The organism is Pseudomonas sp. UMAB-40 (assembly GCF_900095275.1).
GTDB lineage: Bacteria > Pseudomonadota > Gammaproteobacteria > Pseudomonadales > Pseudomonadaceae > Aquipseudomonas > Aquipseudomonas mandelii_B.
This window is the reverse complement of the sequence record NZ_LT607582.1, coordinates 1-24,564: the sequence shown is the minus strand read 5'-3', so window position 1 is coordinate 24,564 and position 24,564 is coordinate 1. Positions and strand designations below refer to the sequence as shown.

Here is a 24,564-nt window from a genome sequence, read left to right as displayed (position 1 = left end):
GACCGCACATGACTGACTTACAACTCGACGACTTCAAGACCGACGAAAACGCCGCCATGGTGTTGCTGGTGGACGATCAGGCGATGATTGGCGAAGCGGTGCGTCGCGGGTTGTCGAACGAAGACAATATCGACTTCCACTTCTGCGCCGACCCACATCAGGCGATCGCGCAGGCGATTCGTATCAAACCGACGGTGATCCTGCAGGATCTGGTGATGCCCGGGTTGGACGGCCTGAGCCTGGTACGTGAATACCGTAACCATCCGGCGACCAAAAATATTCCGATCATTGTCCTGTCGACCAAGGAAGACCCGCTGATCAAGAGCGCGGCGTTCGCGGCCGGGGCCAATGATTACCTGGTCAAGCTGCCGGACAACATCGAACTGGTGGCGCGCATTCGCTATCACTCGCGGTCCTACATGACGATGTTGCAGCGCGATGCGGCCTACCGTGCGTTGCGGGTCAGCCAGCAGCAGTTGCTCGACACCAACCTGGTGTTGCAGCGGTTGATGAATTCCGACGGCTTGACCGGGCTGTCGAACCGCCGGCACTTCGACGAATACCTGGAGCTGGAATGGCGCCGTTCCCTGCGTGATCAGAGCCAGCTGTCGCTGCTGATGATCGATGTCGACTACTTCAAGTCTTACAACGACAGCTTTGGCCACCTCGAAGGCGATGAAGCCCTGCGCAAAGTCGCGACCGCGATCCGCGATGCCAGCGCCCGACCGTCGGACCTGCCAGCCCGTTACGGGGGGGAAGAATTTGTCCTGGTGCTGCCCAACACCACACCGGGCGGCGCGCGGCTGGTGGCGGAAAAACTCCGCCTCACCGTGGAAGCGCTGAAGATTCCGCACATTTTCCCCAGCGAAGGCTCTAGCCTGACCATCAGCATCGGCCTGTCGACCATGATCCCGCAGCCGGGCAGCGATTGCCGGCAACTGATCTCGGCGGCGGACAAGGGGCTGTACCTGGCGAAGAACAATGGGCGTAATCAGGTGGGGATCGAGTGATTTGCAGTTTCTACCGTGCGACGTAGAACCTGCGGGAGCCGGGCTTGCCCGCGATGACGGTCTGTCAGTCGATGAAAGTATCGACTATCAGGCCCTCATCGCGGGCAAGCCCGGCTCCCACAGGGTTCTGCGTCGTTGCAAAGATCGTGTTTAAGCCCGTCTTTTCAGCCAGGCGGACTGCCGTTTCAGGCCTTTTGCCGTTATACTCGCCGGCTTTCAAAAGTTCGCCAACGAGTGCTGCCCGCCATGGAAATCAACCCGATCCTTAACAGTATCAAGGACCTGTCCGAGCGCTCCGAAACTATTCGGGGGTATCTTTGACTACGATCAAAAGCATGAGCGTCTGACTGAAGTCAATCGCGAGCTTGAAGATCCGTCTGTCTGGAACAACCCGTCTTACGCTCAGGAACTGGGCCGCGAGCGGTCGCTGCTGGCTCAGATCGTCGAAACCCTCGACGAAATGCACAGCGGTCTGGCCGATGCCAAAGATTTGCTGCTGATGTCCGCCGAAGAAGAAGACCAGGCCGCCGTCGATGACGTCGCTGCCGAAGTCGAGCGCCTGCGCGAGTCGCTGGAAAAACTCGAATTCCGTCGCATGTTCAGCGGTGAGATGGACGCCAACAACGCCTACCTGGACATCCAGGCCGGCTCCGGCGGCACCGAGGCTCAGGACTGGGCCAACATCCTGCTGCGCATGTACCTGCGCTGGGCTGACAAACGCGGTTTCGACGCGACCATCATGGAACTGTCGGCCGGTGAAGTCGCCGGGATCAAGGGCGCCACGGTCCACATCAAGGGCGAATACGCCTTTGGCTGGCTGCGCACCGAGATCGGCGTGCACCGTCTGGTGCGCAAGAGCCCGTTCGACTCCGGCAACCGCCGCCACACCTCGTTCTCGGCCGTGTTCGTGTCACCGGAAATCGATGACAACATCGAAATTGACATCAACCCGTCGGACCTGCGCATCGACACCTACCGCTCCTCGGGTGCCGGTGGCCAGCACGTAAACACCACCGACTCGGCCGTGCGTATTACCCACGTACCGACCAACACCGTGGTCAGCTGCCAGAACGAACGCTCCCAGCACGCCAACAAAGACACCGCGATGAAAATGTTGCGGGCGCGCTTGTACGAGCAGGAAGTGCAGAAACGCAACGCCGCCTCCCAGGCCCTGGAAGACACCAAGTCGGACATCGGCTGGGGTCACCAGATTCGCTCTTACGTGCTCGACGCGTCGCGAATCAAGGATTTGCGCACTAACATCGAACGCAGTGACTGCGACAAGGTGCTCGACGGCGATATCGACGAATACCTGGTGGCAAGCCTGAAACAAGGGCTGTAAACCGTCAGTCAAGACCTTAAGTCCCCTGCCCTCGGTGGGGGCAACGAACCTGTGATGGAATTTTTAAAGACATGAGCGACCTACAAATCGACCAGGCCCTGCAACAGGAAGAAAACTCCCTGATCGCCCTGCGCAAGGAAAAGCTTGCTGCCGAGCGCGCCAAGGGCAATGCCTTCCCCAACGACTTCCGCCGCGACAACTACTGCGAAGACTTGCAGAAACAGTACGCGGACAAGACCAAGGAAGAGCTGGCAGAGGCTGCGATCCCGGTCAAGGTTGCCGGTCGCATCATGCTCAACCGTGGCTCGTTCATGGTGATCCAGGACATGACCGGACGCATCCAGGTCTACGTCAACCGTAAGACCCTGTCCGAAGACACCCTGGCCGCGGTCAAAACCTGGGACATGGGCGACATCATCGCCGCCGTTGGCACCCTGGCCCGTTCCGGCAAGGGCGACCTGTACGTTGAAATGACTGAAGTGCGCCTGCTGACCAAATCGCTGCGCCCACTGCCGGACAAGCATCACGGCCTGACCGACACCGAACAGCGCTATCGCCAGCGCTACGTTGACCTGATCGTCAACGAAGAGGTACGCCAGACGTTCCGCGTGCGTTCGCAAGTGATTGCGCACATCCGCAGCTTCCTGATGAAGCGTGACTTCCTGGAAGTCGAAACGCCGATGCTGCAAACCATTCCGGGCGGCGCGGCGGCCAAGCCATTCGAGACGCATCACAACGCGCTGGACCTGGAAATGTTCCTGCGTATCGCGCCTGAGCTGTACCTCAAGCGCCTGGTTGTCGGCGGCTTCGAGAAAGTGTTCGAGATCAACCGCAACTTCCGTAACGAAGGCGTTTCGACGCGTCACAACCCTGAATTCACCATGTTGGAGTTCTACCAGGCTTACGCCGACTACGAAGACAACATGGACCTGACCGAAGAACTGTTCCGCGAACTGGCACAGCTGGTCCTGGGCAGCACCGACGTGCCCTACGGCGACAAGGTGTTCCACTTCGGCGAACCGTTCGTGCGTCTGTCGGTGTTCGACTCGATCCTCAAGTACAACCCTGAGCTGACCGCTGACGATCTGACCGACATCGAGAAGGCTCGCGCCATCGCCAAGAAGGCCGGCGCCAAGGTGCTGGGCTTCGAAGGTCTGGGCAAGTTGCAGGTGATGATCTTCGAAGAGCTGGTCGAGCACAAGCTGGAACAGCCGCACTTCATCACTCAGTACCCGTTCGAAGTGTCGCCGCTGGCCCGTCGCAATGATGACAACCCGAACGTCACCGACCGTTTCGAACTGTTCATCGGTGGCCGTGAAATCGCCAACGCCTATTCCGAGTTGAACGACGCGGAAGACCAGGCCGAGCGCTTCATGGCGCAGGTGGCCGACAAGGACGCGGGCGACGACGAAGCCATGCACTACGACGCCGACTTCGTTCGCGCGCTGGAGTACGGCATGCCGCCAACAGCCGGTGAAGGGATCGGTATCGACCGTCTGGTGATGTTGTTGACCAACTCACCGTCGATCCGCGACGTGATCCTGTTCCCGCACATGCGGCCGCAAGCGTAAGTGTTTCAATAAAAAAGCCGCCTATAACAGGCGGCTTTTTATTGCCTGTCTGGTACAAACGTATCAAATGGTTACTTTTGAAGTAAGAGAGGAAGACCTGTCGTGAACCGTGCAATTGCTCAAGAAGGTGCAGCGGGCGTCGCCACTGCGGTCGCTGAAAGCGTTCAGTACCAGGGCCGCAAGGCCAGCCGACAGGGCAGCGAACAGCGTCGACAGGACATTCTCGATGCGGCGATGCGCATTGTCGTGCGTGATGGCGTGCGGGCCGTGCGCCACCGTGCGGTCGCTGCAGAGGCCGGCGTGCCGCTGTCGGCCACCACTTATTACTTCAAGGATATCGATGACTTGCTCACCGATACCTTCGCCCAATACGTGGAACGCAGCGCCGCGTTCATGGCCAAGCTGTGGGTGAACAACGAGGGCCTGCTGCGCGAGATGGTGGTCAGCGGCGACGGCAGCCCTGAGTCGCGCTCGCAACTGGCCGACGACATTGCGCGGTTGATGGCGGACTATGTGCACCGGCAACTGATCAACCGCCGCGAACACTTGATGGCCGAACAGGCGTTCCGTCAGGAAGCGCTGCTGAACCCGCGCCTGGCGCTGTTGGTACGCTCACATCAGCAAATTCTGCTACAGGGCACGTGCCAGCTTTTCCAGGTATTGGGTTCGCGTGAACCGCAACAGGATGCCAAAGTGTTGACGGCGATTATCGGACGGATGGAATATCAGGGCCTGCTCAACGACGCCGAGCCTGTCGCCGAAGCCGAAATGCTCGGCATCCTGACCCGCTACATGCACCTGGTATTGGCGTCGGTGTAATTCCTGCGGGAACCCACACCCCTGTGGGAGCGGGCTTGCCCGCGATGACGGACTGACATTCAACATCTTTGTTGCCTGACAGATCGCTATCGCGAGCAAGCTCGCTCCCACAGGGGCCGGGGTCGGTTTGAGATCGCGGTGTATCGATAGGGAGTGTTGAATGAAAGCCTGGCGTGTCGTTGTGATCGCCTTGTCGTTCCTGCTGCTCAGTGGCTGTCTGGTGACCTTCAGGGATCCACTGCCCGCCAGCGACCCCGCGCCCAAAGGTCTGCTCGGCAAATGGACCAGCACCAACGCCTGGGGCGAGCCGATGAATCTGGAGTTGACCCGTCTGAGCGACAATCGCTACCAGGCGGTCAGCTACTTCAAGGCCAAACCCAAAGAGCGCGAGGCCTACCCCTTTACGGTGTCACGCCATGGCAGTCGCTGGTACCTGTCGGCCAAGGTGCCAGCGCAGTTCGGCGGGCATTTCATCATTGCCGGGTTTGAACTCACCGATAAGCACGAATTGGTGGTCTACAACCTCGATCTCGAGCAGATCAATCAAGCCCTCGGACAAGAAGCCCTGAGCGGTGAAGGCTTCCAGACCGATGATGGCGACGGTGTCTTGATCAACAACAGCATGGATCAGGTCTTTGCTTACCTCGATGATCCGGCCAATTCCGATGTCTTCGTCGAGGCGGTGCGCTATCAGCGCCTGGCCAAAGCTAAAGTTAAATAAAGCCAGCACCTAACGGTTTTACTACAGGAGTTTCGGGTGGACGATTACCAGCAGACGATACGCATTTTGTCCGATCGCATTGTGCTGGCACAGACGCCGATTCGCGTCCTCGATGCGGTCAAGTGGGACGACAGCATCCGCAAGGGTTTCCTCAAGGCCAAGGGCAAGGAAATGCCGGCGGTGGACCGCGACTATTACCTCAATCGGCCGCTGTCGTTCGATTCCAGCAAAGTGAAGCTGGAATTCCAGAACATCGAGCGTGACATCACCCGTCAGCTCGGCCAGTTCAACCCGGTCGGCCAGATCATGCGGCGCATGTGCAAGGAATACCGGATGGTGGTGCGCATGCTCGAAGCGCGCGGCACCGAAGATTTCGGGCTGATTTCCCAGGAACTGTACGGCGCTGCGTCCGACGCGTTCCATGCCGGTGACCCGACCCTGTCCGACCTCGGCCTGATGCTCTCCGATTACCTGAATAACATTGATGGCCGGGGTGACCTGAAGGACGAGCCGAAAATCCTCACCGCCAAGGATGCCGTGCATTTATTGCAAACCCGGCTGAGTAAAGTATTTGGCGAGGCGGAAGAAACCATTCGCGTGTTCGAGTCCGACGGCATTGTCGCCGATGCGGCGGCCGGCGCTGACTACATCAAGATTCGCACCGACGCGATGTTCAACGAACGTGACGTGCGCGCCCTGGAAGTTCACGAAGGTCTGGTCCACGTCGGCACCACGCTCAACGGGCTGAACCAGCCGATCTGCACCTTCCTTTCCAAAGGCCCGCCGTCGTCGACCGTGACCCAGGAAGGGCTGGCGATCCTGATGGAAATCATCACCTTCGCGTCTTACCCGAGCCGCCTGCGCAAACTGACCAACCGCACCCGGGCCATTCACATGGTGGAGGAGGGCGCGGACTTCTTGCAGGTCTTCGAATTCTTCCGCGAGCAAGGCTTCGAAATGCCGGAAAGCTACGGCAACGCCAGTCGGGTGTTCCGTGGTTCGATACCGACCGGCCTGCCATTTACCAAAGACTTGTCCTACCTCAAGGGCTTTATCATGGTTTACAACTACATTCAGTTGGCCGTGCGTAAGGGCAAGCTTGAACAGATTCCGCTGCTGTTTTGCGGCAAGACCACGCTGGAAGACATGCGTACCTTGCGTCAGTTGGTGGACGAAGGGCTGGTGGTGCCGCCGAAGTATTTGCCGGATCAGTTCCGCGACCTGAATGCACTGTCGGCGTGGATGTGCTTCTCCAACTTCCTCAACCACCTGAGCCTGGACCGGATCGAAGCGGACTACTCAAACATCTTATAAGGCAGGCAAGGTCCCTGTGGGAGCGGGCTTGCCCGCGATTGCGGTTTAACATTCAACATTGATGTCGCCTGACACACCGCTATCGCGGGCAAGCCCGCTCCCACAGGTTTACTGTTTCACCACCAGACCCTGTTCCAACCTATTTTTTGCGAGGTTTCAACGGATGAGAATCCTCGGCATCCTTTGCCTTCTCCTGACCCTGAGCGGTTGCAGCTCCCTGCTGTTCTACCCCGAACCCGGCCAGCTGTTCACCCCGGGAAAAGCCAAACTCGAATACCGCGAAGTGACTCTGACCACCGCCGATGGCCTCAGGCTGAACGCCTGGTGGCTGCCGGCGAAAAAAGGTGTCGAGGTCAAGGGCACCGTGCTGCACTTGCACGGCAACGGCGGCAATCTGCCGATGCATCTGGGCGGCAGTTGGTGGTTGCCGGAAGAAGGTTATCAAGTGCTGCTGATCGATTATCGCGGTTACGGTTTGTCCGAAGGCGAACCGAGTTTGCCCGCGATCTATCAGGACATCGACGCCGCGTTCAAGTGGCTCGATCAGGCGCCGGAAGTCAGAGGTAAACCACTGATCCTGCTCGGCCAGAGCCTCGGCGGTTCAATGGCCGTGCATTACCTGGTTCAGCACCCCGAACGCCAGAAACAACTCAAGGCTTTCGTCCTCGACGGCGTGCCCGCCAGTTATCGCAGCATCGGACAGTTTGCCCTGAGCAATTCCTGGCTGACCTGGGCGTTCCAGGTGCCGCTCTCGTGGCTGGTGCCGGACGGCGACAGCGCGATCAATTCCATGGCGCAGCTCAACGGCGTGCCGAAACTGATCTACCACAGCATCGACGATCCGATCGTGCCCCTTTCCAACGGCATCCGTCTGTATCAAGCTGCGCCGCCGCCGCGCGTGCTGCAATTGACCCGTGGTGGTCATGTGCAGACGTTCGCCGACCCGGTCTGGCGCAAGGTCATGCTGCGTTATCTCGATGACCCGCAGCATTTCAACGGCCTGCGTCGGTTGGGTGAAATCCCCAATTACCCGGCACCCCCGAATTCAGAAGATGAACCCTCAGAGAGTCCGCAATGAGTGAAGAACGTAACGCCATCCCGCTGATCATCACCGGTATCTGCAGCATCCTCGGCACGGTGGGTGCCCTGTGGTACCACGGCTACCTGCACTTCGCCAAACCCGAAGATGCGCTGCTGCTCAGCGACTTCACCATGATCAAGACCGTGCCGGGAGAGGACTACAAAGTTTCCCTGGAGCCTGCCTCGCAAGTGGCCCAGTGCATCGATGGCGTGCTGGTGATGTTCGACACCGAACAGAAAGGCCTGACGGGCGTCTTGGTCAACAACAAGAAAAAAGCCGTGCGCTGCATGGGCGAAGAAACCCCGCAGAAGCTGGAGCAGTGAACACTATTTATTGTGGGAGCGGGCTTGCCCGCGATGGCGGCGGCACAATCAGTATAAATATGTCAGACAAACCGCTATCGCGGGCAAGCCAGCTCCCACAGGATTGAGTGAACAACAAAAAAGCCCCGCCTGATCGACTCAGGCGGGGCTTTTGTGTTTCAGCGGGTGATGCTTAGTTCGAGCTGATCGCCGAACGCGGGATCACCGGCTGGTTGTCGTTGGAAATGGTCACTTCCACACGACGGTTCATCGCACGACCCGAGGTGCTGGTGTTTTCCGCAACCGGGTATTCCTTGCCATAACCCTGCGCAACGATGCGCGCTGGATCAACGCCCATCTTCACCAGCGCCATGCGCACGGAACCGGCGCGACGCTCGGACAGCGACTGGTTATGCGAAGCCGTACCGGTGCTGTCGGTGTAGCCTTCGACGATCACCTTGCGGTCCGGGTTTTCCTGAAGGAACTGCGCCAGTTTGTTGATGTTCACCAGACCACTGGATTTCAGGTCAGCACGGTCGGTGGCGAACAGCACGTCACCGAAGGTCACCAGCGTACCGCGATCGGTCTGCTTGGCGTTGAGGCTGTCCTGCAACTGCTTGATCTGCTGATCGCGAGCATCGAGGCGCGCCTGGGCACGTTGCGCGGCAGCGTTTTTCAGATTGGCTTCAGCGGTGCGCAGGGCGATGGTCTGCTTCGCCACTTCAACACGCTGATTGGTCAGATAGGCCAGTTGATCGACCTCGTTCTGATCTTTCTTGTCCAGGTAAGCCTTGTCGGCCTTGTCCAGGTAATCGCTGGCGTCTTTGGTTTCCAGTGCCGCCACTTTGCTGGCTTGCGGGTTGGCTTGCAGGCCGCTGTAGTTGGTGCGGGCCTGTTCCAGGTTCGCGTTAGGCGGGGTGGAGCAGGCAGCCAGTGCAACGCTTGCGGCCAGGAGAGCGGGGATCATCAATTGTGTACGCATAATAATTCGTCCTTTCTATCGATAAGAGCTTCAGGTCTGGGGTCTGGATGCGCGCTTACTGCACGGTGCGCTGGCTTTCCTGACGCAGTTCCTGAACCCCTTTCTGAGAGTCCTTCACAGCCTGTTCGGCTTTCATCGCCTGAGCTTTGCGTTCGGCTACGCGAGCGTCCCACTCAGCCTGTTCGGCCAGCACTTTAGCCTCGGCATACTTTTTGTCGTGCATGGCGATTTCGGCTTGTTTGAGCTTGTCCTGCGCGGACTTCATTTCCACGGCGGCGAACTCGGTGCCGCCGGCGCTGACGGCACCATTCACAGCGGATTGGGTCACGGCGAATTGCTCGGTTGGCGGATTGCCCGCACAACCGGCCAGTACGAAGCTGCTGCCGATTGCCAGGGCAGCCAGTTTCAAACCGCGCAGGTGATTGAAAGAGGTCTTGGCAGTGCTGATCTTCATGGTCTTCAACTCCATTGGTATAACTCCTGAAAAACTTAAAAATCCATGCTGGGCAAGGAGCCGTAACCGTCAATTTCCGGGGTGTTTTGAAACGGCCGTCCCAGGCGTGGTTAATGGCTGTGACCCGAGGGGTTTTTCAAAAGTTCAGAGAAGATGGCCTATCGCCTGAAAATACTTTGACCGAACGGACAAGGCTCTAAATCGGGAACTTTGGCGATGTGCAGCGGTATGCCCGACCTTTTCAAGGCTCGGGAACACGCAATTATCGAAGGGATATGCAGGCTAAATGTGGGAGCGGGCTTGCTCGCGAAGGCGGTGTGTCAGTCAACATTTTTATCAACTGATACGGCCTCTTCGCGAGCAAGCCCGCTCCCACAGGGTTCAGTGGGGAATCAGTGTTTCTGCTTGTCATCACCCGATGACAAATCGTGCAAGTGACGACGGGACAACGCGAGAAAACGCGGGGTCGGGCCGACGTCTTCGTACAGCGGATCACCTTCTTCATCGGTGGCCACCACGGTCGATCCTTTCACGTAGGGAAAGCTCTTTTCGAGCTCTTCCAGCGCGGCGCCGATCAGTTCGCCAAGCAGTTCTTCGGGTTGGCGCTTGGGGTACATTTCGGTAATGGCCGCCAGTCGTGCGGCCGCTTCCATGTCCAGATGAATCCTGTAACCGGTGTCGGTCAGGCGACCCTTGGCGTTTTCTTCCCAATGCTGGGCAAGTTCGCGGATTTTCATAAAAACCTCATTTCGCTCCTGCTCGTGGCAGGCGTGTGAGTGTCCGCCAGCGGTCGGCGGCAAGCCGTTGTACGGCTTACTCTTCAGACTAGCTCGAACCCATAAGGTTTACCGTCCCTTCGTCGTCTGCTTGTAAGAAGCGCTTTAGAGCGGCACTCTCTGTGGTCAGAGCATGGCATTCATAGACACCCGGATTTTCGCTGGAGAACTGCTGATGACCGATATTGATGCACGCTTGCGCGAGGACGTTCACCTGTTGGGTGAGCTGTTGGGCAACACCATTCGTGAACAGTACGGGGACGGCTTTCTCGACAAGATCGAGCAGATCCGCAAGGGCGCCAAGGCTGACCGTCGCGGTTCGATGGATGCCGAGCTGAGCGCCAGCCTCAACCAATTGAGCGAAGAAGAGTTGCTGCCGGTAGCGCGGGCGTTCAACCAGTTTCTCAACCTGGCCAATATCGCCGAGCAGTATCAGCTGATTCACCGCCGCGAAGAATCGCAACCGGCGCCGTTCGAGGCACGGGTGTTGCCGGAACTGCTCGCGCGCCTGCGCGCCGAAGGCCATAGCGCCGAATCCCTGGCCCGGCAACTGGGACGGCTGGAAATCGAACTGGTCCTGACCGCGCACCCGACCGAAGTGGCGCGCCGCACGCTGATCCAGAAATACGACGCCATCGCCGCGCAACTGGCCGCCCAGGACCATCGCGACCTGACGACAGCCGAACGCGAGCTGATTCAGGCGAAGTTGCAGCGCCTGATCGCCGAAGCCTGGCACACCGAAGAAATTCGCCGCACCCGCCCGACGCCAGTCGACGAAGCCAAATGGGGCTTTGCGGTGATCGAGCATTCGCTGTGGCAGGCGATTCCGAATTACATGCGCAAGGCCGATAAAGCCCTGCACGCCGCCACCGGCTTGCATCTACCGCTGGAAGGCGCGCCGATTCGCTTTGCCTCGTGGATGGGCGGCGACCGTGACGGCAACCCGAACGTGACGGCTGCCGTGACCCGTGAAGTGTTGCTGCTGGCGCGCTGGATGGCCGCTGATTTGTACGTGCGCGACGTCGATCACCTCGCCGCTGAACTGTCGATGCAACAGGCCAGCGATGCGTTGAAAGCCAAGGCCGGGGACAGCGCCGAACCTTATCGCGCGGTGCTTAAACAGTTGCGTGAACGTCTGCGGGCAACGCGTAACTGGGCACATGCCTCTTTGACGGCCACCACCCCGGCACCGGCCGATGTGTTGCACAACAACCGCGACCTGCTGGATCCGCTGGAGTTGTGTTACCACTCCTTACACGAGTGTGGCATGGGCGTGATCGCCGACGGTCCGTTGCTCGATTGCCTGCGTCGGGCGGTGACCTTTGGGCTGTTTCTGGTGAGGCTTGATGTGCGCCAGGACTCGTCGCGGCATACCGCGGCCATGACAGAAATCACCGATTACCTGGGGCTGGGTCGCTACGAAGACTGGAGCGAGGAAGAGCGCATCGCCTTCCTGGTGCGTGAGCAGAACAACCGTCGGCCGTTGCTGCCGGCGTACTTCAAGCCGTCGGCCGACACCGCCGAAGTGCTGGCGACGTGCCGGGAAATTGCCGCTGCCCCGGGGGCCTCGCTCGGCTCTTATGTGATCTCCATGGCCGGCGCCGCTTCCGACGTGCTCGCCGTGCAACTGCTGCTCAAAGAGTCCGGCGTGTTGCGGCCGATGCGCGTGGTGCCGTTGTTCGAAACCCTCGCCGACCTCGATAACGCCGGTCCGGTGATTGAAAAGCTGTTGCTGCTGCCGGACTATCGCTCGCGCCTGCAAGGTCCGCAGGAAGTGATGATCGGCTATTCCGACTCGGCCAAGGACGCTGGCACCACCGCCGCGGCTTGGGCGCAGTACCGGGCGCAGGAGCGTTTGGTCGATATCTGCCGCGAACAGCAAGTGGAACTGCTGCTGTTCCACGGTCGCGGCGGTACCGTGGGGCGTGGCGGCGGCCCGGCGCACGCGGCGATTCTGTCGCAGCCGCCCGGTTCTGTAGCGGGACGTTTCCGCACCACCGAACAGGGGGAAATGATTCGTTTCAAATTCGGCCTGCCGGACATCGCCGAGCAAAACCTCAATCTGTACCTGGCGGCGGTGCTGGAAGCGACCTTGCTGCCGCCCCCTCCACCGGAACCGGCCTGGCGCCATCTGATGGACGAATTGGCCGCCGACGGGGTCAAGGCTTACCGCGCCGTGGTGCGGGAAAATCCGCAGTTCGTCGAGTATTTCCGCCAGTCCACCCCGGAACAGGAATTGGGCCGTTTGCCGTTGGGCAGCCGCCCGGCCAAGCGCCGCGCTGGCGGGATTGAAAGCCTGCGCGCCATTCCATGGATCTTCGGCTGGACCCAGACGCGCCTGATGTTGCCGGCCTGGCTCGGCTGGGAAGCGGCGCTGAGCAAGGCGCTGGAACGCGGTGAAGGCGAGCTGTTGGGGCAGATGCGCGAACAGTGGCCGTTCTTCCGCACACGCATCGATATGTTGGAAATGGTCCTGGCCAAAGCGGACGCCGACATTGCCCGATCCTACGATGAGCGTCTGGTCGAGCCGGATTTGCTTCCTTTGGGCGCGCACTTACGCGACCTATTGTCGCAGGCGTGCGCCGTGGTCCTTGGACTGACCGGTCAGTCTCAGCTACTGGCACATAGCCCTGACACCCTTGAATTCATCCGCTTGCGCAACACCTATCTCGACCCGCTTCATCTATTGCAGGCCGAACTGTTGGCCCGTTCGCGGCAACAGGAAGTGGCGCAGGGCAGCCCGGTAGAACAGGCGCTGCTGGTGTCTGTGGCGGGGATTGCTGCCGGTTTGCGAAATACCGGCTAAGGTTTTCGTCGTGGGGGAAGGCGCCCGGCGCGAGCTTCGGGTGCCGGTGGGCGAGAGGCTGAAAAGGTCTGCCAGGCGACAGTTAATGATGGGGTTGCGACTTGGGGTACCCCGTCGCAAGGTCACGCAAGGCGCGGGTTTCTCCGACTTTCGGCGGCTTGTGTGGTCCGGGCCTGCTGTGTATCTTGAGCAGCCTTTGGCCGTTTGGGCGGCCACGACCCTGTTTTTGAGATTGGCCCCACGAGGCGAATCCGTTGTTATCTATATAAAAAATTGAGGAGCACATCGATGCGCGTCATTCTGCTGGGAGCTCCCGGGGCCGGTAAAGGTACTCAGGCTCAGTTCATCACCGAAAAGTTCGGCATCCCGCAAATCTCCACCGGCGACATGCTGCGTGCCGCGGTCAAGGCCGGCACCGAGCTGGGCCTGATCGCCAAGAGCGTCATGGACAGCGGTGGCCTGGTTTCCGATGACCTGATCATCAATCTGGTCAAGGAACGCATCAGCCAGGCCGATTGCGCCAACGGTTTCCTGTTCGACGGTTTCCCGCGCACCATTCCCCAGGCTGAAGCCCTGGTGAAAGCCGGCGTTGAGCTGGACCACGTGCTGGAAATCGACGTTAAAGACGAAGACATCGTCCAGCGTATCGCTGGCCGTCGTGTTCACGAGGCCAGCGGCCGCGTGTACCACATCGTCTACAACCCGCCGAAAATTGCCGGTAAAGACGACATCACCGGTGAAGAGCTGGTACAGCGCAAAGACGACACCGAAGAAACCGTGCGTCATCGTCTGTCGGTCTACCACGCCCAGACCGAGCCTCTGGTGAAGTTTTACCAGGAGCTGTCCGTCGCTCAAGGCAAACCGAAGTACAGCCACGTCGAAGGCATTGGCTCGGTTGAAGCGATCACCGGCAAGGTGCTTGAAGCGCTGAACTGAAAAGACTGATCCGCTTCATCTTCTACGGCCCGCTTGCGGGCCGTAGTTGTTTATACTGGCGCACTTTTTCTGACCTCTCTTACGGAAACATCGATGAGCACCTTGCTGGCCCTGGACACCGCGACTGAAGCTTGCTCCGTTGCCTTGCTGCATGACGGCAAGGTCACGAGCCATTACGAGGTGATCCCGCGCCTGCATGCGCAGAAACTATTGCCGATGATCCAGCAGTTGCTCGCCGACGCCGGGACCACCCTGCAAGCGGTCGATGCCATCGCCTTCGGTCGTGGGCCGGGCGCATTCACTGGCGTGCGGATCGCCATCGGTGTGGTGCAGGGCTTGGCGTTTGCGCTGGATCGCCCGGTGTTGCCGGTCTCCAACCTGGCGGTACTGGCGCAACGGGCTTATCGCGAACACGGCGTCAGCCAGGTCGCGGCCGCCATCGATGCGCGCATGGATGAGGTGTATTGGGGTTGCTACCGCGAAACGGCGGGGGAGATGCGCCTGGTCGGCAATGAAGCGGTGTTGGCGCCGGAAGTGGCCGCATTGCCGGCTGATGCCAGTGGTGAATGGTTCGGCGCCGGCACGGGTTGGGGGTATGCCGAGCGCATCGCCGTCAATCTGAGCGGGCAGGACGCAGGCATGCTGCCACACGCCGAAGACCTGCTGACGCTGGCGCGGTTTGCCTGGGCGCGTGGTGAGGCGATTGTGGCGGATGAGGCTCAGCCGGTTTATCTGCGCGACAAAGTGGCGACGCCGAAAGCGCGTTGATCCCACCGCTTTTGTGGCGAGGGGGCTTGCCCCCTCGCCACAATCAGCCATCCAGGCGCAGCCAATCATCGATTTATGCGTTCCGTTTTTAAACCTTTTCGTATTTCTGTGTTCTAGTTATCACTCGGCGGTTTGCGAAGTGGAATAGGTGCCACTAAACTGCCATTACTGATACCGGACATGTACTCATGCGTATAGACGGCGTTTCCTCCCAGTCCTACCCCATCAAGCGCAAGCCTCGCAAAGGCCCTGTGGCGGATGACGACTACGTCGATATCGACGGCGAACTGGAAATTCCGTCCGAAGAGCAAATGGCCGCCCGTGCCGCCAAGGCTTCCGCGCAACGCCTGAGCAATCTCCCGGCCCGTCAGCAAGACATGATCTACCACCGCGCCATGAGCAAAAGCGTCGCCACGGCACTTGCCAGCTACCTGAGCACCGCCGGTTTTGTCGATTGGGATACGGATGTAATGGGCCTCGACCTGTACATCTGATGCGGCTGCCTTACTACCTCGGCTGCCCGTCCTGGAGTGAAAACGCCTGGCGTGATTATTTGTATCCGCCGGACGCCAAACCCGCTGAATTTCTGAATCTCTATTCCCAAGTATTCAACGCCGTAGAAGGCAATACGACCTTCTACGCGAGCCCGGCTGCCAGCACCGTGCAGCGATGGGCGGAGACCATGCCCGAACACTTTCGCTTCACCGCCAAGTTCCCCGGCGACATCAGCCACGGCGGTGACCTGCGCGAGCAACTGACCGCCGCCGACACCTTCTTGCAATTGCTCAGCCCTCTCGGTGAACGGGTTTCGCCCTTGTGGCTGCAGCTGTCGAAAAGCTTCACGCCGCACCGATTGCCGGAACTTGCCGGCTTCATCGATGCGCTTGAGCGACCGCTGGCCGTTGAAGTGCGGCATGACGAGTTCTTTGCCAAAGGCGATAGCGAACGAAGGCTCAATCGGCTGCTGCTGGATAGGGGCGTAGAACGCATCTGCCTTGATCCGCGAGCGCTGTTCAGCTGCACGTCGACTGATCCTTCGGTACTCCACGCCCAATCGAAAAAGCCCAGGGTGCCGCCGCGTCCGGCAGCGTTTACCCGGTTTCCGCAGGTGCGTTTCATCGGCCATCCTCAGCTTGAGGCAAACGATCCGTTCCTGGAACCGTGGGTGGAGAAAATCGCCGTGTGGATCGAAGAGGGCCGCACGCCCTACATCTTCCTGCACACTGCCGATAACTTGCTGGCGGCCAAACTGGCGCAACGTTTTCACGCAAAACTGATGGTGCGTTTGCCTGGCTTGCCGCCGTTGCCTGAGCTATACAGAGAGCCCGCCGCCGAGCAACTTGGCCTGCTCTGAGGCGGATTCGTCCCCCTTTCAGGAGCCTGCCAATGGATGCGCAAACCCTTCGAGCCCAGGCGTTCAAAGCACTGCACGAACGCGAGGGCGCTTTTGTCATTCCCAATCCGTGGGACGCCGGCTCGGCGAAGATGCTCGCCAGCCTGGGTTTCGAGGCGCTGGCGACCACCAGCGCCGGTTATGCCTTTTCCAATGCGCGCCCCGATGGCGGGTTGACGCTGGACGATACGCTGGCGAACGTGCGGGCGATTGTCGCGGCAACCGAGCTGCCGGTGGCGGTGGACCTGGAAAACGGTTTCGCGGACGACCCGGCTGAATGTGCACAGAGTATTTTGCAGGCCGCAGCGGCGGGCGCGGTCGGGGGCTCGATCGAAGATGCCACCGGTCGAGAAGACGCGCCGATCTACTGTTTCGAACATGCCGTGGCGCGCATTGAAGCCGCCGTCGCAGCGGCTCGCAGCCTGCCTTTCCCTTTTATGCTGACAGCCCGTGCCGAGAATTTTCTGCACGGCAATCCTGACCTGGCCGATACCATTCGCCGTTTGCAGGCGTTCGCCGAAGCGGGCGCCGACGTGTTGTACGCGCCGGGTCTGCGCAGCGCTGAAGACGTGTTGGCGGTGGTCCGCGCCGTGGCGCCGAAACCGGTCAACGTGTTGATGTCCGGCGGGCTCAAATTGACGGTCGAGCAGTTGAGCGAGATGGGCGTCAAACGCATCAGCGTCGGTTCGGCCCTGGCCCTGGCGGCCTACGGCGAGTTTTTCCGCGCGGCCGAAGAGATCAAGACGTCGGGCACCTTCGGGTTCACGTCACGGTCCATGCCATACGCCAAGGCCAATCAATTGTTCAAAGGCTGACGATGCGGTTTCGGTGGTGGCTGTTGTTGATGTTGTTGATGATCGGTGCGGCGGGCGTGAGCGTCTGGCGCGGCTGGATCTCGCTGCCACCCCAGTGGAACCCTTGGGCGCCGCTGGACGTGAAGGCCGAGCCGAACTTTCTGACGCGCTACAAGCTGATGCGCCTGCGCGATGATCCGCAATTGTGTGATCAGGCCTTGAGCAGCTCCGGTTTACGCGTTGTGCGTCAGGCCGACAGCCCCGGCGCGACGTGCCCATTGATCAACACCTTGCGAGTCCAAGGCGGCGATGTCGCGCTGAGTAGCAGCTTTCTCGCCAGTTGCCGTTTGGCGGTGTCGTTTGCCCTGTTCGAACACCACGCCCTGCAACCCGCCGCGCAAGCGGTGTATGGGCAGCCCGTCAGCCGGGTCGATCATCTCGGCAGTTTCGCCTGCCGCAATGTCTACGGTCGCGAAAGCGGCAGACGAAGCCAGCACGCCAGTGCCGATGCGCTGGACATCGCCGGTTTCCGTCTGGCGGATGGTCGCTCCATCAGCGTGCTCAAGGACTGGCCCAAGGATAATCAGGACGCACGGTTTCTACGTCAGGTCCGCGATGGCGCCTGTGGCTTGTTTAGTGTGGTGTTGAGCCCGGACTACAATGCCGCCCATCGCAATCACTTTCATGTCGATGTCGGGCCGTGGTGGGTGTGTCGCTGAGGGCTTTTTGTTGAAGGTCAGGCGGCGATGCGCAGGTTTTGCAGGACGATCGGGCGAGCCCAGCCGGTATCGAAATCGAAGTGTTTTTGTTGCTCGACCAATTCTTCAGGGGAGAACGGCGGGAACGGTTTGTCCAGCAGGTCCATTTCGAATTCGGCGATCGGCAAGTGCAGTGGACGCGGTTGTGGCGCCGGGCCGGCTTCTGGCACAGGCTGGCCGGCGGTGAGCACGATTGGACGCACCCAGCCACTTTCGAAGTCTTGCTGCTTCTGCTGGGCGACGATTTCTTCAGCCGGGAAAGGCGGGAAAGGCTTGTCGGCCAGGTCCATTTCGAACTCGGCAATCGGCAGGAACAGCGGCTCGGGTGGTTTGACTTCGGTTTCTTTCACATCGCATTCGCGCTGGCTGACGATGTGCGCCAGCAGTTCGCTGCCGACGGTCGGCTCCACCGGGCTTTCGAGATCAACCGGAGGAAACGTGCCACACGCCGGCACCACATCGGTCGACTGTTCGGCCAGGGCCTGGGCAAAAAAATCCTGCCACAGGTGACTGACGCCGCTCAGTGCCTGGGAATTTCGCAGGCCATAATCGCCATGACGCGATATGTAGCCTACGGATGTGGATTGAATGCCTGACATTTTTCTCGGTCGACGCTCAGCTCTGGCAAAATGCTCGTTAGTTTTGTTATCGGCCGTTTTTGCCGATCATTAATTTTTTGAGCGTGTTTTCCCATGATTGAGCAACCTGCGGCCTGCCGCATCCATGTCGAGGCCTCAGCCCCGGCGTTTCAGCCACAAGCCGAGCAGTGGGCCGAGCGCCTGGGCTTGCCTTTGCACGTGGATGACGGTGAGTTTGCCTTGCAGGTGGGCGAACAGGGTTTGCAGCTTCAACAACTCGGGCCTGACGCACCGGGGCCGGTGCGGGTGGACTTTGTTGAAGGTGGCGCGGCGCATCGGCGGTTGTTCGGCGGTGGCACGGGGCAGATGATCGCCAAGGCGGTTGGCATCGCCCAGGGCGTGCGTCCGCGTGTGCTGGATGCCACGGCGGGGCTGGGCAAGGACGCGTTCGTGCTGGCGAGCCTGGGCTGCGAGATGAGCCTGATCGAGCGTCAGCCGCTGATTGGCGCGTTGCTCGAGGATGGACTGGCCCGTGGCGCGGAGGATTTTGACGTGGCACCGATCGTGGCGCGGATGAAGTTGCTCAAGGGCAACTCAATCGAGGTCATGCGCAACTGGGAAGGCGAGCCACCGCAAGTGATCTACCTCGACCCGATGTTTCCGCACCGTGAGAAAACGGCGTTGGTGAAGAAGGAAATGCGACTGTTCCGGCCGTTGGTCGGCGATGATCCCGATGCGCCGGCACTGCTCGAAGCCGCATTGGCACTGGCCAGCCATCGGGTGGTGGTCAAGCGCCCGCGCAAGGCGCCGTGTATTGCGGGGCCCAAGCCGAGTCATGCGCTGGACGGGAAATCCAGTCGGTATGATATTTATCCGAAGAAAGCACTGAAACCCTGAGACCGAGTCGCTCCCATCGCGAGCAAGCTCGCTCCCACAGGGTCAACGGAGATCCTGTAGGAGCGAGGCTTGCCCGCGGGCGCCAGACCAGACAATCAAAACCTATCAGGCTGTCTCAGGCCTGTAAGCCCGCATAAACAACCCCACCACTTCCCGCACATGCTCCTCGGCCGCATCGCCCGTCACCGGTTCGCCGCAGCCATACAGCAAGCGGAAATTCCCCGCGCCCTTGAGCAGGCAGAAGAAATGCTCGGCGGCATTGCGCGGTTTATCGATGCTCAACGCGCCGCTCTGATCAACCTTGGTCAGCAACCGCTCCATGCCATGCAACATGCGCTGCGGCCCTGCCTCGAAGAAGATCAGTGAGAGTTTCGGGTCCTGGCTGCCCAGGGCCATCATCAGCCGATGCAGGTTCACCGATTCGTCGCTGTTGATCAGTTGGTGAAAGCCGCGTGCGATGTTCAGCAGCACCGATTCCACCGAAATGCCGTCCGGCAACTCGAAAAACAGTGTGGGCAACTGCTCTTCGCACTTGGCCATCACTGCAGCGGAGAACAGCGTCTCCTTGTCGTTGAAATGGCTGTAGACCGTCAGCTTCGACACACCGGCTTCAGCCGCCACGGCATCCATGCTGGTGCTGGCGTAACCCTTACTCAGAAACAGAATTTTCGCCGCATCAAGGATGGCCTGGCGCTTGGCCAGATCCTTGGGGCGGCCCGGGCCGTTGGGTGCTGAAAGATTGTTCGACATTCTTCGCTTTAATACTGGACTGGTGAGTTTGCTATTAATAACATACTCGCCAGTATAATTATTCCAAGCACCATTAGCGAAAGGTCCTTCACCATGTTCCGCTATGCCTTGCCCCTCGCGTTGCCAGTCAGTCTGGCGTTTTTATTGTCTGCGTGTGGCCACGAAGAGGCGCCGAAAGCCACTGTCCGCCCGGCCATGGTGGTGCAGCCAGAGCCTTCGGCTCAGGCAATGGAAAGTTATCCGGGTGAAGTGCGGGCTCGCTATGAGCCGGACCTGGCGTTTCGCATCGGCGGCAAGGTCAGCCGACGACTGGTGGAAGAGGGGCAGCGGGTCAAGGCCGACCAACCATTGGCCGAACTCGATCCTCAGGACGTGCGCCTGCAATTGGAAGCCACCCGTGCGCAAGTGGCCGCCGCCGAGGCCAATCTGAGCATGGTGCGTGCCGAGCGTGATCGCTACAAGACCCTGATGGACCGTCAGATGGTCAGCCGTTCGCAGTACGACAATGCCGAAAACCTTTACCGATCCGGTGAAGCGCGCCTCAAGCAAATCAAAGCCGAATTCAACGTCTCGACCAATCAGGCCAGCTACGCGGTGCTGCGTGCGCCCCAGGATGGCGTGGTGGCCAAGCGCGCGGTGGAAGTCGGGCAAGTGGTGGCGGCCGGGCAAACCGTGTTTACCCTCGCCACCGATGGCGAGCGTGAAGTGTTGATCAGCTTGCCGGAGCAGAGCTTCGGCCGCTTCAAGGTCGGTCAGCCGGTCTCGGTCGAACTCTGGACTCAGCCCGATCAGCGTTTTGCCGGGCGCATCCGTGAGCTGTCGCCGGCTGCCGATCCAAAGTCCCGCACCTTTGCTGCCCGGATTTCATTCACCGGCGGCAAGGTTCCGGCCGAACTCGGCCAGAGCGCCCGGGTATTCGTCCAGACAACTGATGTGATACCGCTGTCCGTACCGTTGTCGGCGCTGACGGCGGAAAACGGCGCGACCTACGTTTGGGTCGTCAGTGCCAACAATACCTTGAAGAAAACCCCGGTCCGGGTCGGTGCCTTCGGCGAAAAAACCGTTCCGGTACTCGAAGGCCTGAATGCCAGCGACTGGGTGGTGGCCGCTGGCGTTCATGTCCTGCTTGAAGGGCAGCAAGTGCGCCCGGTGGATCGCTCCAACCGCGTGGTCAATCTGGCGGACAAGGAGTAATCCCCGATGGGTTTCAATCTTTCCGAATGGGCGCTGCGTAATCGCCAGATCGTACTGTTCCTGATGCTCTTGCTGGCCGTCGTCGGCGCGCTTTCCTACACCAAGCTCGGCCAAAGCGAAGACCCGCCGTTCACCTTCAAGGCCATGGTGATCCGCACCAACTGGCCGGGTGCCACGGCGCAGGAAGTCTCGCGCCAGGTCACCGAACGCATTGAAAAGAAACTGATGGAAACCGGCGAATACGAACGCATCGTGTCGTTCTCGCGCCCCGGCGAATCCCAGGTGACGTTCATTGCCCGGGACTCCCTGCATTCGGTGCAAATACCGGACCTCTGGTATCAGGTTCGCAAAAAGGTCAGTGACATTCGGCACACCTTGCCACCGGGTATCCAGGGGCCGTTTTTCAACGATGAATTCGGCACCACCTTCGGCAATATCTACGCGCTGACCGGCGACGGTTTTGATTACGCGGTGCTCAAGGATTACGCCGACCGCATCCAGATCCAGCTGCAACGGGTCAAGGATGTGGGCAAGGTCGATCTGCTCGGGCTGCAGGACGAGAAGATCTGGATCGAACTCTCCAACGTCAAACTTGCCACGCTAGGGTTGCCATTGGCCGCCGTGCAGCAGGCGCTTGAAGAGCAGAACGCGGTATCCACCGCCGGGTTCTTTGAAACCACCAGCGAGCGATTGCAGCTACGGGTCTCGGGAAATTTTCAGACAGTCGATGAGATCAAGAACTTCCCGATCCGCGTCGGTGATCGCACCTTCCGCATCTCCGATGTGGCCGACGTGCGTCGCGGCTTCAACGATCCGCCAGCGCCGCGCATGCGCTTCATGGCGGAGAGCGCCATCGGTCTGGCCGTGGCGATGAAGGACGGCGGCGATATTCTGGTGTTGGGCAAGGCGCTGGAAGTCGAGTTTGACCGTATCCAGAAAAACCTTCCGGCCGGCATGCAGCTGCGCAAGGTTTCCGATCAGCCCGCAGCGGTGAAAACCGGCGTCGGCGAGTTCGTCCAGGTGTTGGTGGAAGCCCTGGCGATTGTGTTGCTGGTGAGCTTTTTCTCCCTCGGCGTGCGCACCGGCATGGTGGTAGCCCTGGCGATCCCGCTGGTGTTGGCGATGACCTTCGCCTGCATGTATTACCTCGGCATCGGCCTGCACAAGATTTCCCTTGGCGCGTTGGTATTGGCCTTGGGCTTGTTGGTGGACGACGCGATCATCGCCGTGGAAATGATGGCGATCAAAATGGAGCAGGGCTTCGACCGCATCAAGGCCGCCAGTTATGCCTGGACCAGCACCGCGTTCCCGATGCTCACTGGCACCCTGATTACCGCCGCGGGTTTCCTGCCGATTGCCACCGCGCAGTCGGGCACCGGCGAATACACCCGTTCGATCTTCCAGGTGGTGACCATCGCGTTGCTGGCTTCATGGATTGCGGCGGTGGTGTTTGTGCCGTACCTGGGGGAAAAACTCCTGCCTGACCTGGCGAAGATTCATGCCGCCAAACATGGCACGGGTCAGCCCGACCCGTATGGCACGCCGTTCTATCAGCGGGTCAGACGCTTGGTGGAGTGGTGCGTGCGCTGGCGTAAAACCGTCATCGTGCTGACCGTGGTGTTGTTCATCGGCTCCATCGTGTTGTTCCGTTTTGTGCCGCAACAATTCTTCCCGGCCTCGGGTCGACTCGAGTTGATGGTCGATCTGAAACTCGCGGAAGGCGCCTCCCTGAGCAACACTGCCGACGAGGTTAAACGCCTTGAAGCCTTGCTGAAGGATCACGCCGGCATCGACAACTACGTGGCCTACGTCGGCACCGGTTCGCCACGGTTCTACCTGCCGCTGGATCAGCAACTGCCGGCGGCGAGCTTCGCCCAGTTTGTTGTCCTGGCCAAGACCATCGAGGAGCGTGAAATCCTGCGCACCTGGCTGATCGAAACCCTCAACGAACAATTCCCGGCCCTGCGCTCGCGGGTCACACGCCTTGAAAACGGTCCGCCGGTTGGCTATCCGGTGCAGTTCCGGGTGACCGGTGAGCACATCGAGGAAGTCCGCGCATTAGCCCGCAAAGTGGCGGCCAAGGTTCGCGAGAATCCGCACGTGGTGAACGTCCACCTGGACTGGGAAGAACCGAGCAAGGTGGTTTACCTGAACGTCGATCAGGACCGCGCCCGGGCGTTGGGCGTGAGCACGGCGAACCTGTCGAAGTTCCTGCAAAGCTCTTTGACCGGGTCCAGTGTCAGCCAGTACCGCGAAGACAACGAGTTGATCGAGATCCTGCTGCGCGGCACCTTGCATGAGCGCACCGAACTGTCGTTGCTGCCGAGCCTGGCGGTGCCGACCGACAACGGCCGCAGCGTGGCGCTGTCGCAGATCGCGACACTGGAATATGGCTTCGAGGAAGGCATCATCTGGCACCGTAATCGCCTGCCGAACGTGACGATCCGCGCTGACATCTACGGCAAGGAACAACCGGCGACGCTGGTGCAGCAAATCATGCCGACCCTCGACCCGATACGCGCCGAACTGCCGGACGGTTACTTGCTGGATGTCGGTGGCACGGTGGAAGACTCGGCCCGTGGCCAGAACTCGGTGAAGGCCGGCGTGCCGCTGTTCATTGTGGTGGTGCTGACCTTGCTGATGCTGCAACTGCGCAGTTTCTCCCGCACGGTGATGGTGTTCCTGACTGCACCGCTGGGCTTGATTGGCGTGACGCTGTTCTTGATGGTGTTTCGTCAGCCGTTCGGTTTTGTCGCGATGCTCGGGACCATCGCACTGTCCGGGATGATCATGCGTAACTCGGTAATTCTGGTAGATCAGATCGAGCAGGACATCGCCGCCGGGCTCAAACCGTGGCAAGCAATCATCGAAGCCACGGTGCGACGCTTCCGACCAATTGTGCTGACCGCGCTCGCGGCGGTGCTGGCGATGATCCCGTTGTCCCGCAGCGTATTCTTTGGGCCAATGGCGGTAGCGATCATGGGCGGGTTGATCGTGGCGACGGCGCTGACGCTGCTGTTTTTGCCGGCGTTGTATGCGGCGTGGTTCAGGATCAAGAAAGAGTCGGTGTAATCTCGGCGGCCTTCGGGCCGCCCGCTTTCTTGCTGACGTTCACCGCTCTAAATTGTGGGAGGGAGCCTGCTCGCGATGGCGTCGTGTCAGGCAATACATTTCGCAAATGGACGACCGCTTTCGCGAGCAGGCTCGCTCCCACAGTTAATCTTCTGAATACAAATACCGTGTACGACACAAAACCCTGTGGGAGCGGGCTTGAACTGGTCAAGTAATTCTGGACACCAGTTAAGGTTTCACGCCGCC

General features: G+C 60.1%; 23 protein-coding genes and 1 pseudogene. 18 read left to right on the top strand and 6 right to left on the bottom strand.

Features of this window, described 5'->3' with window-relative positions; all coding sequences use genetic code 11:
- Positions 1-8: 8 nt before the first annotated feature.
- The 8 genes from K0F88_RS30430 to K0F88_RS30395 all read left to right on the top strand — a co-directional run bounded on the left by K0F88_RS30430 (position 9) and on the right by K0F88_RS30395 (position 8,181).
- Positions 9-1,010, top strand: coding sequence for a diguanylate cyclase domain-containing protein (locus K0F88_RS30430; RefSeq protein WP_219097648.1), 1,002 nt, complete (start codon positions 9-11; stop codon positions 1,008-1,010).
- A gap of 246 nt (positions 1,011-1,256) precedes the next feature.
- A protein-coding gene (gene prfB / locus K0F88_RS30425) for a peptide chain release factor 2 (RefSeq protein ID WP_095920368.1) occupies positions 1,257-2,352 on the top strand; the annotation gives its coding sequence in 2 pieces (ribosomal slippage) (positions 1,257-1,328 and positions 1,330-2,352; 1,095 coding nt in all).
- Between the two features lie 71 nt (positions 2,353-2,423).
- Positions 2,424-3,923, top strand: coding sequence for a lysine--tRNA ligase (lysS, locus tag K0F88_RS30420; protein WP_219097647.1), 1,500 nt, complete (start codon positions 2,424-2,426; stop codon positions 3,921-3,923).
- Between the two features lie 102 nt (positions 3,924-4,025).
- The gene (locus K0F88_RS30415; protein ID WP_219097646.1) at positions 4,026-4,742 is read left to right on the top strand and encodes a TetR/AcrR family transcriptional regulator; all 717 of its coding nucleotides are present in this window, start codon (positions 4,026-4,028) and stop codon (positions 4,740-4,742) included.
- A gap of 160 nt (positions 4,743-4,902) precedes the next feature.
- Complete coding sequence (locus K0F88_RS30410) at positions 4,903-5,463, top strand: hypothetical protein (RefSeq protein ID WP_094468911.1); 561 nt, start codon at positions 4,903-4,905, stop codon at positions 5,461-5,463.
- 36 nt (positions 5,464-5,499) lie between these two features.
- On the top strand, positions 5,500-6,777 hold the full coding sequence (locus tag K0F88_RS30405; RefSeq protein ID WP_219097645.1) for a flavohemoglobin expression-modulating QEGLA motif protein: 1,278 nt from the start codon (positions 5,500-5,502) through the stop codon (positions 6,775-6,777).
- A 163-nt stretch (positions 6,778-6,940) separates the two neighbouring features.
- On the top strand, positions 6,941-7,855 hold the full coding sequence (locus K0F88_RS30400) for an alpha/beta hydrolase (RefSeq protein WP_219097644.1): 915 nt from the start codon (positions 6,941-6,943) through the stop codon (positions 7,853-7,855).
- The gene (locus K0F88_RS30395) at positions 7,852-8,181 is read left to right on the top strand and encodes a hypothetical protein (RefSeq protein ID WP_219097643.1); all 330 of its coding nucleotides are present in this window, start codon (positions 7,852-7,854) and stop codon (positions 8,179-8,181) included. Before K0F88_RS30400 ends, K0F88_RS30395 begins: the two co-directional genes overlap by 4 nt.
- A 172-nt stretch (positions 8,182-8,353) precedes the next feature.
- Here the strand turns inward: K0F88_RS30395 and K0F88_RS30390 are convergent, their stop codons facing one another.
- The 3 genes from K0F88_RS30390 to K0F88_RS30380 form a co-directional block, all read right to left on the bottom strand.
- A complete protein-coding gene (locus tag K0F88_RS30390; RefSeq protein WP_219097642.1) occupies positions 8,354-9,142 on the bottom strand; it encodes an OmpA family protein in 789 nt (262 codons plus the stop codon).
- 55 nt (positions 9,143-9,197) lie between these two features.
- The gene (locus K0F88_RS30385) at positions 9,198-9,611 is read right to left on the bottom strand and encodes a DUF4398 domain-containing protein (RefSeq protein ID WP_094468906.1); all 414 of its coding nucleotides are present in this window, start codon (positions 9,609-9,611) and stop codon (positions 9,198-9,200) included.
- 377 nt (positions 9,612-9,988) lie between these two features.
- On the bottom strand, positions 9,989-10,333 hold the full coding sequence (locus K0F88_RS30380; protein ID WP_094468905.1) for a pilin assembly protein: 345 nt from the start codon (positions 10,331-10,333) through the stop codon (positions 9,989-9,991).
- A 214-nt stretch (positions 10,334-10,547) separates the two neighbouring features.
- Between K0F88_RS30380 and ppc the strand changes: the two genes are divergently transcribed.
- The 7 genes from ppc to K0F88_RS30345 all read left to right on the top strand — a co-directional run bounded on the left by ppc (position 10,548) and on the right by K0F88_RS30345 (position 17,788).
- The gene (ppc, locus tag K0F88_RS30375; RefSeq protein WP_219097641.1) at positions 10,548-13,178 is read left to right on the top strand and encodes a phosphoenolpyruvate carboxylase; all 2,631 of its coding nucleotides are present in this window, start codon (positions 10,548-10,550) and stop codon (positions 13,176-13,178) included.
- Positions 13,179-13,466: 288 nt separating this feature from the next.
- Positions 13,467-14,114 (top strand): adenylate kinase, encoded by a 648-nt coding sequence (adk, locus tag K0F88_RS30370; protein ID WP_219097640.1) that lies wholly within the window; start codon positions 13,467-13,469, stop codon positions 14,112-14,114.
- 93 nt (positions 14,115-14,207) lie between these two features.
- On the top strand, positions 14,208-14,882 hold the full coding sequence (gene tsaB / locus K0F88_RS30365) for a tRNA (adenosine(37)-N6)-threonylcarbamoyltransferase complex dimerization subunit type 1 TsaB (RefSeq protein WP_010462892.1): 675 nt from the start codon (positions 14,208-14,210) through the stop codon (positions 14,880-14,882).
- Positions 14,883-15,070: 188 nt separating this feature from the next.
- Complete coding sequence (locus K0F88_RS30360) at positions 15,071-15,376, top strand: hypothetical protein (protein ID WP_219097639.1); 306 nt, start codon at positions 15,071-15,073, stop codon at positions 15,374-15,376.
- Positions 15,376-16,236 carry a DUF72 domain-containing protein gene (locus tag K0F88_RS30355; protein ID WP_219097638.1) on the top strand — a complete coding sequence of 287 codons (861 nt, stop codon included), beginning with the start codon at positions 15,376-15,378 and terminating at the stop codon, positions 16,234-16,236. Before K0F88_RS30360 ends, K0F88_RS30355 begins: the two co-directional genes overlap by 1 nt.
- Before the next feature lie 32 nt (positions 16,237-16,268).
- Positions 16,269-17,090: an isocitrate lyase/phosphoenolpyruvate mutase family protein gene (locus K0F88_RS30350; RefSeq protein ID WP_219097637.1), complete on the top strand. Its 822-nt coding sequence runs from the start codon at positions 16,269-16,271 to the stop codon at positions 17,088-17,090.
- 2 nt (positions 17,091-17,092) lie between these two features.
- Positions 17,093-17,788, top strand: coding sequence for an extensin family protein (locus tag K0F88_RS30345; RefSeq protein ID WP_094468898.1), 696 nt, complete (start codon positions 17,093-17,095; stop codon positions 17,786-17,788).
- 17 nt (positions 17,789-17,805) lie between these two features.
- Here K0F88_RS30345 and K0F88_RS30340 read toward each other — a convergent pair whose 3' ends face one another.
- Positions 17,806-18,426 (bottom strand): energy transducer TonB, encoded by a 621-nt coding sequence (locus tag K0F88_RS30340; RefSeq protein ID WP_094468897.1) that lies wholly within the window; start codon positions 18,424-18,426, stop codon positions 17,806-17,808.
- A gap of 93 nt (positions 18,427-18,519) precedes the next feature.
- Between K0F88_RS30340 and K0F88_RS30335 the strand changes: the two genes are divergently transcribed.
- The gene (locus K0F88_RS30335) at positions 18,520-19,302 is read left to right on the top strand and encodes a class I SAM-dependent methyltransferase (protein ID WP_010462878.1); all 783 of its coding nucleotides are present in this window, start codon (positions 18,520-18,522) and stop codon (positions 19,300-19,302) included.
- Positions 19,303-19,407: 105 nt separating this feature from the next.
- Here K0F88_RS30335 and K0F88_RS30330 read toward each other — a convergent pair whose 3' ends face one another.
- Positions 19,408-20,052: a TetR/AcrR family transcriptional regulator gene (locus tag K0F88_RS30330; RefSeq protein ID WP_219097636.1), complete on the bottom strand. Its 645-nt coding sequence runs from the start codon at positions 20,050-20,052 to the stop codon at positions 19,408-19,410.
- A gap of 93 nt (positions 20,053-20,145) precedes the next feature.
- Between K0F88_RS30330 and K0F88_RS30325 the strand changes: the two genes are divergently transcribed.
- Both K0F88_RS30325 and K0F88_RS30320 read left to right on the top strand, forming a co-directional pair.
- On the top strand, positions 20,146-21,246 hold the full coding sequence (locus K0F88_RS30325) for an efflux RND transporter periplasmic adaptor subunit (RefSeq protein WP_219097635.1): 1,101 nt from the start codon (positions 20,146-20,148) through the stop codon (positions 21,244-21,246).
- A gap of 6 nt (positions 21,247-21,252) precedes the next feature.
- Entirely contained in the window at positions 21,253-24,318 is a 3,066-nt protein-coding gene (locus K0F88_RS30320) for an efflux RND transporter permease subunit (RefSeq protein WP_219097634.1), read from the top strand.
- On the opposite strand, the pseudogene K0F88_RS30315 reads toward K0F88_RS30320, so the two are convergent.
- Positions 24,299-24,564 (bottom strand): annotated as a pseudogene (locus K0F88_RS30315) (hypothetical protein); the annotation flags it as partial. The gene K0F88_RS30320 and the pseudogene K0F88_RS30315 overlap by 20 nt on opposite strands.